Annotated in this window: 14 protein-coding genes; 7 read left to right on the top strand and 7 right to left on the bottom strand. The window is 62.1% G+C overall.

Annotated features, from left to right (window positions below):
- Positions 1 to 17: 17 nt before the first annotated feature.
- Together CXQ94_RS09195 and CXQ94_RS09190 are read right to left on the bottom strand one after the other, a co-directional pair.
- Positions 18 to 1445 carry a threonine/serine exporter ThrE family protein gene (locus CXQ94_RS09195; protein ID WP_104089294.1) on the bottom strand — a complete coding sequence of 476 codons (1428 nt, stop codon included), beginning with the start codon at positions 1443 to 1445 and terminating at the stop codon, positions 18 to 20.
- 161 nt (positions 1446 to 1606) lie between these two features.
- Positions 1607 to 2680 carry a peptidoglycan bridge formation glycyltransferase FemA/FemB family protein gene (locus CXQ94_RS09190; protein ID WP_104088900.1) on the bottom strand — a complete coding sequence of 358 codons (1074 nt, stop codon included), beginning with the start codon at positions 2678 to 2680 and terminating at the stop codon, positions 1607 to 1609.
- A gap of 159 nt (positions 2681 to 2839) precedes the next feature.
- On the opposite strand from CXQ94_RS09190, the gene CXQ94_RS09185 reads away from it, so the two are divergent.
- Positions 2840 to 4294, top strand: a complete 1455-nt coding sequence (locus CXQ94_RS09185) for an ABC transporter permease (RefSeq protein WP_104088898.1) — start codon at positions 2840 to 2842, stop codon at positions 4292 to 4294.
- A gap of 3 nt (positions 4295 to 4297) precedes the next feature.
- Positions 4298 to 4987 carry an ABC transporter ATP-binding protein gene (locus tag CXQ94_RS09180; protein WP_104088895.1) on the top strand — a complete coding sequence of 230 codons (690 nt, stop codon included), beginning with the start codon at positions 4298 to 4300 and terminating at the stop codon, positions 4985 to 4987.
- Here CXQ94_RS09180 and CXQ94_RS09175 read toward each other — a convergent pair.
- Entirely contained in the window at positions 4984 to 6705 is a 1722-nt protein-coding gene (locus CXQ94_RS09175) for an MDR family MFS transporter (RefSeq protein WP_104088892.1), read from the bottom strand. The genes CXQ94_RS09180 and CXQ94_RS09175 overlap by 4 nt on opposite strands.
- Entirely contained in the window at positions 6702 to 7325 is a 624-nt protein-coding gene (locus CXQ94_RS09170; RefSeq protein WP_104088889.1) for a TetR/AcrR family transcriptional regulator, read from the bottom strand. Before CXQ94_RS09170 ends, CXQ94_RS09175 begins: the two co-directional genes overlap by 4 nt.
- Positions 7326 to 7543: 218 nt before the next feature.
- Between CXQ94_RS09170 and CXQ94_RS09165 the strand changes: the two genes are divergently transcribed.
- The 5 genes from CXQ94_RS09165 to CXQ94_RS09145 all read left to right on the top strand — a co-directional run bounded on the left by CXQ94_RS09165 (position 7544) and on the right by CXQ94_RS09145 (position 12325).
- Entirely contained in the window at positions 7544 to 8311 is a 768-nt protein-coding gene (locus tag CXQ94_RS09165) for an IclR family transcriptional regulator (protein WP_181034146.1), read from the top strand.
- A 13-nt stretch (positions 8312 to 8324) separates the two neighbouring features.
- Positions 8325 to 9320, top strand: coding sequence for a formimidoylglutamase (gene hutG / locus CXQ94_RS09160; RefSeq protein ID WP_104088883.1), 996 nt, complete (start codon positions 8325 to 8327; stop codon positions 9318 to 9320).
- Between the two features lie 6 nt (positions 9321 to 9326).
- On the top strand, positions 9327 to 10835 hold the full coding sequence (locus tag CXQ94_RS09155; protein WP_104088880.1) for an ABC transporter substrate-binding protein/permease: 1509 nt from the start codon (positions 9327 to 9329) through the stop codon (positions 10833 to 10835).
- Positions 10835 to 11566 carry an amino acid ABC transporter ATP-binding protein gene (locus tag CXQ94_RS09150; protein ID WP_104088877.1) on the top strand — a complete coding sequence of 244 codons (732 nt, stop codon included), beginning with the start codon at positions 10835 to 10837 and terminating at the stop codon, positions 11564 to 11566. Before CXQ94_RS09155 ends, CXQ94_RS09150 begins: the two co-directional genes overlap by 1 nt.
- Before the next feature lie 276 nt (positions 11567 to 11842).
- Positions 11843 to 12325: a GNAT family N-acetyltransferase gene (locus CXQ94_RS09145; RefSeq protein WP_104088874.1), complete on the top strand. Its 483-nt coding sequence runs from the start codon at positions 11843 to 11845 to the stop codon at positions 12323 to 12325.
- A gap of 342 nt (positions 12326 to 12667) precedes the next feature.
- On the opposite strand, the gene CXQ94_RS09140 is transcribed toward CXQ94_RS09145, so the two are convergent.
- The 3 genes from CXQ94_RS09140 to CXQ94_RS09130 are packed head-to-tail and all read right to left on the bottom strand — an operon-like array spanning position 12668 to position 16240.
- A complete protein-coding gene (locus CXQ94_RS09140) occupies positions 12668 to 13513 on the bottom strand; it encodes an enoyl-CoA hydratase/isomerase family protein (protein WP_219817017.1) in 846 nt (281 codons plus the stop codon).
- Positions 13510 to 14754: a CaiB/BaiF CoA-transferase family protein gene (locus tag CXQ94_RS09135; RefSeq protein WP_104088868.1), complete on the bottom strand. Its 1245-nt coding sequence runs from the start codon at positions 14752 to 14754 to the stop codon at positions 13510 to 13512. The genes CXQ94_RS09140 and CXQ94_RS09135 overlap by 4 nt, the downstream gene beginning before the upstream one ends.
- A complete protein-coding gene (locus CXQ94_RS09130; RefSeq protein WP_104088865.1) occupies positions 14747 to 16240 on the bottom strand; it encodes an aldehyde dehydrogenase family protein in 1494 nt (497 codons plus the stop codon). The genes CXQ94_RS09135 and CXQ94_RS09130 overlap by 8 nt, the downstream gene beginning before the upstream one ends.
- Positions 16241 to 16248: the final 8 nt, after the last annotated feature.

Here is a 16248-nt window from a genome sequence, read left to right as displayed (position 1 = left end):
CCGGACTACAGGGAACTCTAGCGGCGGCGGTTCCTGCGCTTGTCTTTGAGTCCGTTGCTGCGTGTGAAAGGGCGGGCGATGTTGTCGCCAAGAACCACGCCGGCCGCCACAGCCAAGATGACAACGAGTGCGTTGAACAGCCCCACGGCGCCGGCACCGGAATCCTCAGGGGTAAGGGTCAGGACAAACATGGCCCGGAAGATGGACAGCCCCACGAGCAGGAAAATGATGGATGGCACGGCCACCACCAGCTGTGGTGAGCGCAGCCGCAGTGCCACAACGCGGGCCAGTACGCCTACGATAACGGCCGCCAAGGCCGGTGCAAACCTGTCCCCCAGCCCCAGTTCCAGGCCGTAGTAATAGGCCACGTAGCCCAGCAGTGCCACACCCATGGTGGGCAACAGCAGCCTGACGGCGGTTTGTTCGGCGATGCAAATGGCCACGGTGGCCAGCGCCACCAGGGGAAGCACCAGAATTAGCGGCTGGGAGCCTGCGATACGTTCGGCCACATTGAGCCGTTCGGCACCAAAAAGCGTACTGGTGACAAGGGCGACGGCGATGCCGCCAATGATGGCACCAAACGTCAGGAACGCCGAGAGAAAACGGCCGGCGGCCGTGACAGGGAAACCATTGATCGCATCCTGGACGGCCGAGACAAGCCGCCCCGAGGGCAGCATCAACAAGATTCCACCCGCAACTACCAAAGACGGGCTGAGCGGCACGTGGAACATGAAACACGTGACCGCCACCATGGTGACAATGAAGGAGCTGACAGCCGTGACAAAGAAGTCCGGGACCAGCCACTTCCCCAGAATTCGCGCAACTTGGCTGGAGAGCAGGACGGCCAGCAATGCCACGATCATGCCAAATATGGAGCCACCAATGACACCCACTACGGAGGCCACAAACACCGCTTCGGCGACAGCCACCATCCATCGCGGAAACGGTTTGGGGCGTTTGATGATGACGTCCAGGCGCTGGTGGGCCTCGGGGACGGCAACTCCACCGCTGACAATCTCACTCACCAGCTCGTGCACCTGCACCAGCCCGGCATAGTTATTGGTCCAGGAGCGCACCACGCGCAGCACCGTGATGGGGACGCCGTCGCGCCGGGCATAGTTGATGATGACCGATTGGTTGGTGATATCCACTTCGATCCCGCGCAACCCGAAGGCGGCGGTGACGGCGATGATGGAGGTTTCCACTTCCAGGGCACCTGCCCCGTAGCGGAACATTGTTTCGGCCAGGCGTAGGGCAAAATCGATGCTCTTACGTGCGGATTCCTCCACCTTGCCCACCTGGATCATGGGGTTGGCGTACGGGCTTCCGGCCAGGCGTTGGACAATGTTCATGGGCGCCGTGGGCGGCGTTTCGCCCTGGACTAGGCGGCGAAGCACGTTGCGTGCGGCCTTGTTGGGCCGTGGCAGGGGCACCAGCGGGATCATCCCGGCGGCCGGGGCCGTGCTGGATTTCGGTGTCGCGCTATCTGGGTGGTGCCGGTTTTGTTGTTCCCGGTCGTTGGAGCTCTCGCTCATCAGCTCTCCTTGAGGCCAGGACCCGCCGTGTTCGACGGCGACGGGTGTCGCCGTCGAACATCACAAAAGGTTTAGTAAAACTGTTGTCCCGTCCGCCGGGTGTACAGCTGACGGAACACACGTTCGGCGAAACTCGTAAACAATTTATACCGCAGCGGGCTGAGCACCAGGTCGTAGCAGCCCACAAAATCGGTGACAGTCTTGGTGAAACTTGTCTTGAACAAGCCCAGACCGTGGTGGGGGTGGGTGGGGTCCTTGAGCCTGTCCGACGGCGGTGTCCCGCAGAAGTCGTACTCCCGGGCGCCCAGTTCCTTCATGTCGTTGATGGCAACCCACTGCACCAGGTGGGAATCGCCGTACTGCTTGCGCTGTTGCAGCGATCCGCCGTCCTTGTAGGTGGCCTTGGCCCCATAGTTGATGACGAACGCGCCCAACGACGGGACACCATCTTCGAAGACAAAGTAGAAGCGGCCCTGACCCCGGTTGACGAATTCGCTCCAAAACTGACGGTAGTACTCAAAGTCACGGGCTTTGCTGTTCGATTTGACGGTAATGGTTCCCACCATGAGCTCGTACATGGTGCGCATGGTTTCCTCGGTGGGCTCCATCCGGACCACCTCCACCTCTTCGCGGATGGCCCGGCGGACGGCGTTGCGCCCCCGTGAGTGCAGCTTGCGCAGCAGCTCGTTGGGTTCGGGGGAAATGTCCAGCAGGGCAGTGTGGTCGTTGGGCTGCAGATCGGGGACCTTGATAAGCCCGGCTCCTTCGAGCACGGCCTTTGCCTCGTCGGAGGCCACAACGTCAGGTTCGATCTTCACGGCAAAAACGTTCAGCTTGGCGGCCTTGGTGAAGACGCGCAGAGCGTCCATCATCGCCGGGATCTCCGTCACGGCGGCCGCGTCGGGGCCCTTGATGAGGTACCACAGCTTGCCCAGCAGCGGGAAGGACTTCTCCAAGACCAGGTTGTAGCTGGTGTAGCTGGGGCCGTCGAAGGCGATGAACTGGGTATCCCAGCCGTAGTTCCTCTTGACTGCCGCGAAGGCGGCTGACTGCAGCAGATTGCCACCATTGGGGTTCGCGGTGACCAGGGTGTCCCACTGGTCAATCTCGGCGGCGGTGGCAAATCGGGCGGTAAATTCCAGCAAGTGACCCTCAATTACGTCGGCATGTATTCGCTGCCCCCAGTCTACCGGCCATCGATCTCACAGCCCACTCACAGCCCGCACCTAATGAACGCCACACAGGTACCCAGATGATGGAAATAACGGCTGCCGCGAGGGTGGTCACAGTGGTAGGAGCAGGTCATGGGTGTGGTTTCCCGAAGCGTGGGTAACGCGTTTCGCAACAAGGTGCGCAGCGGCGCCGTCGTGGTTATTTTGGCGGTGGCCATTGGCCTAGCCCTGGCCATGTTGGTGGCCAACCAGGCGGTCGGCAGCAAGGTCGACTCCCTTAAGGCTTCGGTGGGAAACAACCTCACCGTGAATCCGGCGGGCTCGCGAGGAGGGCTGGGCGGCGGTAACCCGCTTACCACGGCCGATCTGACCAAGGCGGCCGCAGTTCAAAACGTCACGTCAGCAACAGGGACGTTGAGTGTGCGGCTCAGCAATTCTGCCGCAACAACAACTTCCGGGACCACCCCTGATTCTGGGCGTGGTGAGCCCGGTGGCCGATTTGGCGCCAGCGGCACCACCAGCCTGGAATCCGCAGTGGCACCGGGGACCCTGGGGCAGAGGAACAACAGCAACGGCGGTTCCAGCAGCTCGGGAAGCACTGGTGGTTCAACCACCACCCCGACCTTTAGCATTCCGATTCAGGCCACTGGCGTTTCCACCTCCACCACCGCCACCGGAACGGCCATCAATCTCACCAGCGGGACGGCGCTGACAGACTTTGCAGACACCTCAACCCAGGCTCTGGTAGGCAGCACGTTGGCCACCAAGAACAACCTCAAGGTGGGCTCAACATTTACCGTGCAGGACCGGACCATGACGGTCACCGGCATCTTCGACGCCGGTGACGCCTTCGATAACAACGGCATCTACCTGCCGCTGGCAGCCACACAAACCCTGACCAACCAGGCCGGCCAGCTCAGCAGCCTCACCGTAGTGGTCAACAGCATCGACAACGTCGCCAGCACCCAAACTGCACTGACATCAGCACTCGGGGCCAGCAATGTGGATGTCACCGCGGGTTCGGCAAATCTGCAGTCCGCCATCAGCTCCCTGGGGAGCGTGCAAAGCATCTCCCTGATCGCCTTCATCGCCTCCCTGGTAACGGCCGGGCTGATTGTGCTGCTGATCATGATCATGGTGGTCCGTGAACGCCGCCGCGAAATTGGTGTCCTGAAAGCCATTGGCGCCTCCAACCGCACCATCGGCGTCCAGTTCGTTCTTGAAGCCATGGTTCTGGTGGTTCTCGGCACGGTGGTGGGCGCCGTGGTGGCAGCCTTCAGCAGCAACCCGATTGTTAGCGCCCTGGTTGCCGGAAACACCTCCTCCGGCAACTCCGCCTCTTCTCGTGCTGGCGGAGGCGGCTTCGGCGCAGGCGGCGGGGCAGGTGGCGGCGGAGGCGGCTTCACCCGTACCCGTGGCGCACTGTCCGGCGCCAACCAGCTAATCGGCACCATCAGCACCTCAGTCGGCTGGCAAACCCTGGTCCTTGGCATTGTGGGGATCTTGCTCATCGCCGCCATCGGCGCTCTCATTCCGGCCCTGCTAACCGCCAAGGTTCGCCCCATCGAAGTTCTGCGAGGAGAATAAGCCATGCTGACAGTGACAGACGTCGTGAAGACATTCAAGACTGGCGATCAGACCATCAAGCCCGTCAACGGGGTGAGTTTCACCGTTGAGCAAGGTACGTTTGCGGCAATCCTGGGCAAGAGCGGCAGCGGTAAGAGCACCCTGCTTTCCCTCCTGGGAGCGCTGGATAAGGCAACTTCCGGGGACGTCATTGTGGACGGGGTGAACATCTCCAAGCTGCCCGACGGCAAACTTACCGCCTACCGCAGGGACGACATCGGCTTTGTGTTTCAGGCGTACAACCTGATCCCCAATCTCTCCGCCCAGGAAAACGTCATGCTGCCCATGGAGTTTGCCGGCCTCTCGCATGCCAAGCGCAGCGAACGCGCCGCCGAACTACTCAACCAGGTGGGCCTGACCGAGGAAATGCACCAGCGCAAAGCCAACCGGCTCTCCGGTGGCATGCAGCAGCGTGTGGCCATTGCCCGGGCTCTGGCCAACAACCCCAAGCTGATCCTGGCCGATGAGCCCACCGGCAACCTGGACGACGAGACCGGGGAGCTGATCATCGAGCTGTTGCGCCACCTGGCCCACGAGAAGAAAACCACCATCCTGGTGGTCACCCACGACCAGGCACTGGCCAGCCAAACGGACCGGAAGTTCCGTCTGGCCCGGGGCAAGATCACCGAGGACACGCCAAAAGTTCCGGCTTAAACGACGCTGACGCGGTGGTGGCCACGAATCTGTTGATTCGTGGCCACCACCGCGTCAGTATGTAGCTTTGGGGTTGTCTCCTTCGCTGCCGGGGAAGCCGAGGATTTGAGCTCATCCCGCGGATCGGCGACGTCCGCCACCATGGCCTGCTCGAATTCCTCGATGGTCGCGCTGCTGATATCCACAGCCTTTTCGCGATCCAGCTTGGTCTCCAACGGCACTTCCTTCACGAAGCACAGCACGGCGGCAGCCAGCAGTGCCAGCGGCACCATCAGCAGGAACAGCGGAATCAGTGCCTCATTGTAGGACTCGATCACAGCGGTCTTGATGGGTGCCGGGAGCGAGTTGACCAGGCTGGGGGTGAAGGAGTTGCCGCTTCCGGAACTAGCGCCTGCGGGCATCTTCTCGGCAATGAGTTCCTTGAGCCGGCTGGCAAACATGGCACCAACGACGGCGGAGCCCAGGGTGGCGCCGACCTGACGGAAGTAGTTCTGGCCAGCGGTGGCGGTGCCCACAAACTTCATGGGGAAGGAGTTTTGCGCCACCAGGGTCAGGATCTGCATGCTGGATCCCAGGCCGATGCCCATGATGCCCAGGTAGATGCAGATCAGGTAGATCGGGGAATCGGCGTGAATGGTGGACATGAGCAGCAGCGAGCCGGCCAGGATGACGGAACCAACAATCGGGGCAACCTTGTAGCGTCCGGTGGTGGATACCCGGCGACCAATAATGACCGAGACAACCAGCAGGCAGGCCATCATCGGGATCATGAGCAGCCCCGCCTGGGTGGCGGAGTAGCCCGTGGCCATCTGCATGTAGGTGGGCATGTAGCCGATGGCACCAAACATGGCGATACCCGTCAGGAGACCGGCGATGGTGGTGAGGTTGAAGTTGCGGTTCTTGAACAGCATCATCGGCATGACGGGCTCGGAGGCCCGGTTTTCCACGATGACGAACAAGATGCCAGTGACAACGGCAGCGGCGATCAGGCCCAGAATTTCAGGTGAATTCCAGGCGTATTCGGAACCGCCCCAGGTGCCGACCAAAACGAGGGCCGTGGTGGCCAGGGCAATGAGCATCATGCCCAGGTAGTCGATCTTCGGGCGAACATCAAAGGTTTTGCGCGGCACATGCAGCAGGAAAACTGTTGCCAGGATGGCCAGCACAGCCAATGGCACATTCATCCAAAACGTCCAGCGCCAGCCCGGACCCTCGGTGAGTCCTCCGCCAATCAGCGGTCCTGCAACCGAGGAGAAGGCAAACACGCCACCCATGATGCCCATGTACTTACCGCGTTCACGGGCGGGGACGACGTCGGCAATGGTTGCCTGCGAGAGAATCATCAAGCCACCGCCACCGAGGCCCTGAATGACACGGGCAACGATCAAGGTTCCCATGTCAGGTGCAAGGGCGCCGATGACCGAGCCCACGGTGAAGATGCTGATAGCGGCCAGCAGCATGGGCTTGCGGCCCAAGAGGTCACCCAATTTGCCGTAGACGGGCATCATGATGGTCGAGGCCAGGATGAAGGCAGTGATGACCCAAGCCATGTGCTCGACGCCGTTGAGCTCGCCAACAATAGTCGGCAGGGCACTAGAAAGTACTGTCTGGTTCAATGACGCCAGGAGCATCGTGACCATCAGGCCGGAGAAAAGAAGGACTATTTTGCGTTTGGCGCCGGGATCTGCCGGAGCCTCAACTGTTGTTTGAGTGCTCATAGGGTTGCTGGGATTACCTCTCTAAAAATTTCAATGGCTTTATCGACGGAAGCCGACTCATCCGAAAACGCTGCACCGGGATCACGTCGATAGGTAAAGCGCATAACCGTGCCGGCCAGCATGAGCAGTGCCATGGCGCTGTCGCGGCCGGCGGGCAGCCCCGCACGGACGGCGTCGTCGTCGTTGTAGCGCTCCATCAGCACCGATTCCACGAGCTGTTCGGCCGCGCCCACATGCTCAAACATGCGCTTGCGCAACTCAGGGAACGCCTTTGTCAGTTCCTTGCGCTGCGTAGTGAAGGAATCATCCGGGAACATGGAGCGGATCACGGCCACCATCAGGTGCACGGTCCGGCCAAATAATTCGGCACCCTCATCAGCTCGGAACGCGATTTCTGCGTCGGCGCTAAGGGTGGGTGCCTGGATGCCCAGTACGGCGTCTTCCTTCGTGGCGAAGTAATTGAAGAACGTGCGCTTGGATACCCCGGCGGATTCGGCAATGGCTTCCACTGTTGCGTGGGTCAATCCACTCTCGAGGGCCAGGGACGAGGCCGCGTTGTGGATCAACGCCCAGGTGTCCAGCCGGTTCCGCTCACGCAGGGGCACGGTTGTTTTTTGCATGACTACATTCTATGCACCAGCGCATTTATTGCACAAGTGCAAAGTTTATATCGGTGCATGTTTTGACTCACACGACCCCTGCACTGGAGCGCGAACCGCACCTCAATCGAGAAGGGTCCGCGCCACGACCACGCCAAACCCACTGCGTGACAACATCATTCCCAGTCAGTGGGAACAATGGCTTTCTGACTGTGATTCCAGACACTAATGTCGTCGCTATGGTTGAAACAGCAAACGAGTCTGCGCATGGCTTGGCTTCTCAGGAAGCCGGGCGCCAAGGCGCACATTCGCGCGCACTGGATATCCTGCTGCAGTTTGCTTCCACCCCTGTTCTGACGGCAGCACAGATCTCCTCCGGGACGGGTATCCCCGCCAGCGCCGTCTACCGTCACCTCTCGGCCCTACTCAAGGCGGGCCTGGTGGCCCCGGCAAATCATCGTGGCCAGTTCAGCGCGGGTCCTACCGCGTTGCGTTTGGCGGCGAACTTTCGGCAGGAAGCGGTGGTCAAGAACCATATCAGTGCCCAACTTCAACAGTTGTCCAACGAAACCGAAGAACTGGCCGCCTACTTGGTTGTCAGCGACGCCCGGGCCCTGTGTGTTGAGGCCGTCGAGGGACCGCAGCTGCTGCGTTGCAGCTACTCCGCGGGCCTGTCCCAGCCCCTGCACCACGGTGCCAGCGCCTTAGCGCTGTTGGCCAACCTCACGGACACCGAGCAGTCCGCCATCATCGCGGGCCTGGCCCTTGAACCGGACGAATCCACTTCCCTGCGCCGTGAGCTTGTGCTGGTTTCCGCCCGAGGCTTCGCACTGAGCCAAGGCGCGGTGGACTCTGGGGTCTGGGGTGTCAGCTTCCCCGTCTTTGGCGCCGACGGCGTCCTGGCCGGAGCCATCAGCACCATGGCGCCGTCCTTCCGCGCCATCCGCAATGAGAAACGACTCATCGCCTCCACCCGGGCGGCCGCCCTTATCCTCAACGCATCGTAGGAACGGAACCCTCATGACTGAAGAACTCACCCCACTCCCGTGGTCCGGCCGGGACGACGGCGCCGAGGCCAAGCACCGCCGCTGGCACCACGCCGTCAACCAATCGCTGGCTCATACCGGCTCGAACGCGGCCGGCATTGCCCTGATTGGTTTCCAAAGCGATGAAGGAGTGCGCCGTAACAAGGGCCGGATAGGTGCCGCCGCCGCACCCGCCGTCATCCGCGCCGCACTGGCCTCACTATCAGCCCCGGAGGATCTGACGCTCCACGATTTGGGAGACGTCTCTGTCACGGACGCGAACATGGAATCCGGACAACGCCGTCTGGGACAGGCCGTAAGCGCCGCCCTAGGCAACGGGCATCTGCCGATTGTGCTCGGCGGCGGCCATGAAACGGCATACGGAAGCTATCTGGGGCTCGACGCAGCCGGGGTCACCGCCACCAAGCGCTTGGGTATCATCAATCTTGACGCCCATTTTGACCTGCGCGCCGATCCCCTACCCTCCAGTGGCACGCCCTTTTTGCAGATTGCCACCCGGGAGCAAGCGGCCGGCCGCGACTTCACGTATTCCATCATCGGCATCAGTGAACCCAACAACACCTTGGCCCTGGCCCAAACCGCCGCGGACCTCGGCGTGGAGTACCTACGTGACGAAGAATGCGGCAACGTTGCCGACGTCGCCGCCTTTGTGGAGAATTTCTTGGCCAGGGTCGACGCCGTCTACCTCACCATCGATCTGGACGTCCTGCCCGGCTACGTTGCCCCAGGCGTCAGCGCCCCGGCAGCCCTGGGCGTCCCCTTTGACATCATCCTTGCGGTCTGCCGACAGCTGGCCCTTTCGCCAAAGCTGGTACACGTGGACGTCGTTGAGCTGAACCCGCGCTTCGACATTGACAACCGCACCGCACGTTCGGCAGCCCGTCTCATCCATGCCATTGCCACCTGCCATGCTCCGCTGTTGCAGGCACCCACCGCCATTCAGGCATCCGACGAACCACTCTGGAAGTGAGCTCTCGTGAAGAATCTTTTCACCCGCTACCGTTTTTGGGCGGCCCTGCTGGCCGTCATTCTGTGCACCACCGGCGTCGCGGCGCAGGCCGCCACGGCGGACACCACACCAGCACCGGCAGCCACCTCCGCGAAGCTGACCGAGCTGCAATCGGGCAAAACCACGCTGCGTGTGGGCACCGACGCCACCTTCCCGCCGTTCGAGTTCACCGACGCCAACGGCCAGAAGATGGGCTTCGACGTCGACCTGGTGAAGGCACTTGCCAACAAGGCCGGCATCAAAAACGTCGACTTCATCCAGATGCCGTTTGGCAACATCGTCCCGGCTCTTCAGGCCAACCAGATCGACGTCGGCGCCTCCGCCATCTACATCAGCGCCGAACGCGCCAAGGCAATCGACTTCTCCGACGTTTACTACCCGGGCGGATTAGGCATCTTCGTAGCCGAGAACAACACCGCCATCTCCTCACTGGCGGACTTGGCCGGCAAGAAGGTGGCCGTGCAGGTGGGCACCAAATCCGTTGAGTGGCTGGAGCAAAACCAGCCCAAGGCGCAGCTGGTACAGGTCCAAACCAATGACCAAATGTTCTCGTCCGTGAAGCTTGGCCAGGCCGACGCCGTCGTCACCGGGCAGCCGGGCGGGCGCTATTTCATCCACGAACAAGGCGGCCTCAAGCAGGTTGGCGAACGTCTCACCTCCGAGAATTATGGGTATGCGTTCCAAAAGTCAGACACCGCCGTCCGGGACAGTTTCAACACAGCCCTGGCGGAGCTGAAGGCCAACGGCGAGTATGACAAGCTGACGGCACAATGGTTTGGCGACGTCACCTCAGCTGTCACGGGACCGGCAAAAGCGCACGGGTTGATCAATATTTCCTCCATCACCAACTCGGCGGGACCCCTCTGGGCAGGGTTCGTCACCACCATGGAAATCATTGGAATGTCACTGGTCTTGAGCATGTGCTTTGGCCTGTTGGGCGGTTTTGCAAAGCTCTCCAAGATCACCCCGATCCGCTGGCTGGGCACCGCCTACGTCTCTGTCATCCGCGGCACCCCGTTCATTGTCCAGCTGTTCCTGATCTACTTCGGCCTGCCGCAGCTGGGCATTCAATTGCATCCCCTGGTGGCCGGCGTCTTTGCCTTGGGCCTGTACAGCGGTTCCTACGTGACGGAGATTGTTCGCGGTGCCATCAACTCCGTGGACAAGGGCCAGATGGAGGCCGCCCGATCCTGCGGCATGAGTTCCGGGGCCGCGTTGCGGCACATCATTGTCCCCCAGGCGTTTCTGCGCATGCTCCCGCCCCTGGGCAACGAGTTCGTCTCCTTGACCAAGAACTCCGCGCTGGTCTCCTTTGTGACCATCAGCGAACTGTTCTTGGTGGGGCAGACCATCATCTCGCGCACGTTTGACGCGCTGACCGTCTACCTCTTCATCGGATTGGTCTACTACGTGATTACCAACATCATCGGCTTCATTGCCAACACCCTGGAAAAGAAACTGGCGGTCTACATCTAATGGCACTTCTTTCGACCACAGCGATTACCAAGACCTTTGGCCCCGTCCACGTCCTGAAGGGCATCGACTTCACCATTGAACCGGGCGAAGTGGTGGCGGTCATCGGCCCCAGCGGCGGCGGAAAGTCAACGTTTCTGCGCTGCCTGAATCTGCTGGAAACCCCAACTTCCGGCCATGTGATCTTTGACGGCGAGGACCTGCTGGCCCCCGACGTCGACCTGGACCGGCTGCGTTCGCGCATGGGCATGGTGTTTCAGCAGTTCAACCTCTTCCACAACCTCACCGCGCTGCGCAACGTCATGTTGCCGCAGATAAACGTCCTGGGTAAGAGCAAGGAGGAGGCCAAGGCTCACGCCATGGAATTGCTGGAGAAGGTGGGCATGACGCACCGCGCCAACGCCTATCCCAGCCAGCTTTCCGGTGGTCAAAAGCAGCGCATCGCCATTGCCCGGGCTGTGGCCATGAACCCGAAGCTGATGCTCTTCGACGAGCCCACCAGCGCCCTCGATCCCGAGGTGGTCAAAGATGTCCTGGACGTTATGACGGACCTGGCAAAGCAGGGCATGACGATGATCGTTGTCACGCACGAGATGGGTTTTGCCCGCAGGGTGGCCGACCGTGTGGTGTTCATTGACGGGGGCGTCATCGCCGCCGACATGCCTCCGGAGGAATTCTTCTCCGACGACAACACCAACCCGCGGGTAAGGGACTTTTTGAACAAGGTGCTCTAGAGCGTCTTCCCCAGCCATCTGGGCCTTGGTTGTAGGGTCAAAGCCCTGCAGCCAGGGGTCTAAAGCCGGCGGGTCAGCCCGTCGGATCCTCGGTGGCAGCACCCCCGCACAGGCCATGGAACAGCAGCTACTATCGGAACCAGAGAAACCGCCTGGTGCTGCGACCGGTTGAATTCGCCAAGGTCTACTGGACGTGTTTGTGCAAGTGGGTTGATGGTCGGCAGGATACTTCCCGTGCTTAACATCCCTGATACATAGAGTTGATAATTTGTCGCTATGACGCTGAACATTCAACTCGCAGACTTCGACGATCCCGCTTTGAGCACCTTCCTTCAAGAACACCTTGCCGACATGGCGCCACACTCTCCTCTGGAGTCTCAACACGCGTTGGATCTGGCCGCACTGCGGCAGCCCACCGTTCAACTCTGGGTAGCGTGGAAGGAGCAACGAATAGCGGGTACCTGCGCGTTGGCGGAACTAACACCGGGACACGAGGAGCTCAAGAGCATGCGTACAGATCCGGACTTCCGCGGGCAAGGGGTGGCTTCGCAGTTGCTAGGCCATATGCTGGCCAACGCAAGAGAGCGCAAGGTGGCTCGCATATCCCTGGAGACAGGATCTATGGAATTCTTCGCACCAGCCCGGGCACTGTACAAAAAACATGGTTTCGATCAATGTCAGCCATTCGGGTCCTACATTGAAGATCCTCACAGCTACTACATGACTCGAACCCTGCAACCCGAGCCAACTTCTCGATAAAACAAATTGTCACAGACCGGAAATTCTTGCCTCTTTCAAGACCCGCGCATCGCGTATGGTCATCCCAACCCGGTGAGCTGACCGGCGCACGCTCGCTCGACGCCGCACTACTCACATGGTCATGAGAGCTTTGTCATCGCGCTGGGAATACCGGGGGTGAACTTGTGAAACGGTGATGCGCAGCTTAAGAAACGACCCGAATGTAAGCAAGGCCGTGCCGTCTTGCACCGAACAACGCCGCTGGTCACAGCAATCCCCGGGTGACGGACCGCCTGAAATCCCAGACTCGGAGGGGAAGGGACTCCCCTCCGGGCCGCGGCCGCCGCGAAGCCCCGACGCGGCTCAGCCCTCGTGCGGCCGCAGCCAGGTGAACCTGGGTGTCTCCTTGGCCAGGAACGCAGCAACACCAATGGCGGCATCCTCACTGACCGCCATCTGGCCCTGCCAGTAAGCACTGAGTTCATCCACTTCGACGTCGGCAGCCCCGGAACTCATCGCGTTAATTAGGGCCTTGTGGCCTTGGGCGGAGAACTGCGAGCGTGCGGCCACATGGCTGGCAAACGCCGCAACGTCTTCCCAGAAGGCCTCCAGGGCGAGAACCTTCGTGGCCAGGCCCAGTCTCAGCGCTTCCTGGGCGCCCACAAAATCGCCGCTGAGAAGCAGGTATTTTGCCGTCGCCGGGCCCGCCAGCTGCACCAGGCGCCTGATCCCGGACAACGGGTACACGATGCCGATCTTGGCAGGGGTGATGCCATAGACGGCGCGCTCGGAGGCCAAGCGAATATCGCAGGCGCCGGCGATCTGCCAGCCGCCGCCCACACAGTAACCGTCTATGGCAGCAATGGTGGGCTTGCGAAAACGGGCCAGGGCATTCTCCGCTACCGTGATGTCTCCCCCGTCGCTTTGCCCGGTGGCGGGGTCGTGCAGGATTCTTTGCACGGAGGCGATGTCGGCGCCGGCGGAAAAGTGCTCTCCTACCCCGCGCACCACTACGACCTTCACGGAGTCGTCGGCATCCAGTTGCGCCAGCAGGTCCTCAAATTGTTGCCACATGTCCTGTGTGATGGCGTTTCGCATGCCTGGATTGTCCATGATGAGCGTGGCCACCGGCCCGGTCTGTTCAATGCGCAACACGCCCATCGTCTCCCCTGCCCCAATCGTCAAAGCGTCTACCGTGGCCGCACTCACAACACGAGGCCCGCCTGCACAGGCGGCGCGGCCAGCACAATGCCGGCCTCCACCAGCCCGGCGATCTGCTCCTGCGTCAGCGACAGGTCAGCCAACACTGCCAGCGTATCCTCACCCAACGACGGCGGGGCCTTGCGGATGCGCGGCGCCGCCCTGTTGACAGAAATGGGGCCGCGCACCAGCGGCAGTTCCGTGCCGTCGGCGCGGTGCACGGTTTCCACCATGTCCAGCGCCTTGACCTGGTCGTCGGCAAAGGCCTGCTCATAGTTGTAGATGGGACCTGCCGGAATGGCGGCCGCGCGCAGCACGGGCAGCCATTCGTTGGCGGTGCGGTGTGCCAGCAAATTCTCCAACTCAACTTTCAGTGCGGCCTCTTTGGCGTGGCGCAGCTTGCCAGTAGCGTATTCGGGGCGCTCCACCAGTTCCGGGGCCCCCAGCAGGGTGCAGAGCTGCTGCCACTGCTTTTCGTTGCCCACGGCGATGATCACGGGGATGTCCGCCGTCGCAAACACCCCGTAGGGAGTCAGCGCGGGGTGGGTGTTGCCCAGCGGCACGGGAACCTCGCCCGTGCTCAGGTACTTTTGCGCTTGGAAGGCGCCCAGCCCCAACCCCGTTTCCAGCAGCGAGGTGGAGACCTCCATTCCCACGCCGGTGCGGGCCCTGCCCACCAGCGCCGCGGCGATGGCCAGCGCGGTGTTGATGCCCGAGACCAAGTCCACGATGGGCACCCCTACCCGGTACATGTTCCCGGCGTCGGGCCCCGTCACTGACATGAGCCCGCTCATGCCCTGGGCTACCTGGTCCAGGCCGGGCGCCTGGGCCAGCGGGCCGACGGCGCCAAATCCGCTCACGGAAGCGATGATGATGGACGGCTTGGCGGCTCGCAGCTTTTCCGGGTCAAGGCCCGTGGTGGCCAGCACGCCGGGGCGGAAGTTCTCCACCACGACGTCGGCGCTCATGGCCAGCTCCCACAACAAGTCCCGCCCGGCCGGGGTGTAGAAGTCGATCGCGATGGACTCCTTTCCCCGGTTGGCGGAGTCAAAGTACAGGCTGTGCTCGTCCTCAAACGGGGGCCAGGATCGGCTTGAGTCCCCGCCCTTGATGCTTTCGGCCTTGACGATGGTGGCGCCAAGGTCGGACAGCAACGCCGTGGCATAGGGGCCGGCCAGTGCGCGGCTAAGATCCAGGATCCGGATTCCCGCCAGCGGCAGCGCCTGCGGCAGCGCGGATTCCTCACCCATTGGGCACCCCGCGCAGCCTGACGTTGATCTGCTTGGTCTGCGTAAACCCTTCCAGCATGCCCTCCAGCGAGACTTCCCTGCCCATGCCGCTCTGCTTGTAGCCGCCATAGGACTGCCCGGCCACTTGGCCGCCACCTTGGTTGACCTGAACCCAGCCGGCATCGACTTGGTGGGCGGTATTCAAGGCGTCGTCCAGGTTGTGGCTCCACACATAGGCAGCCAGGCCGTAGTTGGTGTCGTTGGCCATGCGGATCACCTCGGCGGTGTCCTTCCACGGGATCGCCACCAGGACTGGGCCGAAGATCTCCTCCTGGGCCAGGCGGAATTCGTTCTTGACGCCGCTGAACACTGTGGGTAGATGGTAGTAGCCCTCGGTCAACGCTCCTTCCAAGGGGGCGCTGCCACCGAGAACGGCCTTCATTCCGGGGGTGGCGCGTCCTTCGTCGAGGTAGCCTGTGATCGCCGAGTGCTGCTTGGCGTTGATGACCGCACCCATGTCGGTGGCCTCGTCCAGCGGGTCCCCCACCTTCAGGGCGCCGAGCTTGGCACTGAGCCGCGTCAGCACGTCGTCGTAAATGTCCTCATGCAGGAACAGGCGTGAGCCGGCGGTGCAACTCTGGCCCTGACGGGTGAAGCGGGAAGCCAGGAGCAGGCCGTCGATGAGTTCCTCGTCCACGGCGTCGGGGAACACGATGGAGGGGTTTTTCCCGCCCAGTTCCATGGACATGTGGGCCAGGCGCGCGCCGGCCTTCGCCGCCACACCTTGCCCCACCTCGGTGGAACCGGTGAAGGAGACCTTGTCCACGCCAGGGTGGTTGGCCAGCGCCTCACCAATGACGGAGCCGCGCCCCGTCATGGCATTGACCACCCCGGCCGGCAGGTGCCGGTTGCACACCTGGGCCAGCAGCAAGATGGTCAGGGGTGCGTCGTCGGCGGCCTTCATAATAACGGTGTTGCCGGCCGCGAGTGCGGCGGGGATCTTGAAGGCGGCGATCATAAGCGGCGAGTTCCACGGCAGGATCGCCGCGACCACCCCGAGGGGTTCAAGGCGCGTGTACTGCAACTGGTTCTCGCCGGCCGGAAGTGTGGTGCCCTTGACCTCACCGGCAACGCCAGCGAAGTAACGGAACATGGACACCATGGTGGTGGCCTCGGGGCGGGCCTGCGTTCGCAGGGCGTTGCCGGTGTCCAGTGCCGTCAGGGTGGCGAATTCCTCGGTGCGTGCCTCCAACTCGTCGGCAATCGCCAACAGAGCCTTGGACCGGCCGCTGAAGTGCTGGGCACGCCAGGCGGGGAATGCCGCCCGGGCGGCGGCGACGGCACGGTCGACGTCGGCGGCGTTGCCGGCCGGAACGCGGGCTATGACGGTTTCGCGACGGGCAGGGTTCTCCACGGTGCGCCACTCCCCGCTAGCCGAGGCCACTTCCTGACCATCGATCCACATGGGCCAGTCGCGGACCGCTTCAGTTGTTCGAACGTCTGTCATGGCATTTT

This window comes from Arthrobacter sp. GMC3, assembly GCF_002929305.1.
Lineage (GTDB): Bacteria > Actinomycetota > Actinomycetes > Actinomycetales > Micrococcaceae > Specibacter.
This window is presented reverse-complemented; position numbering and strand designations above follow the sequence as displayed.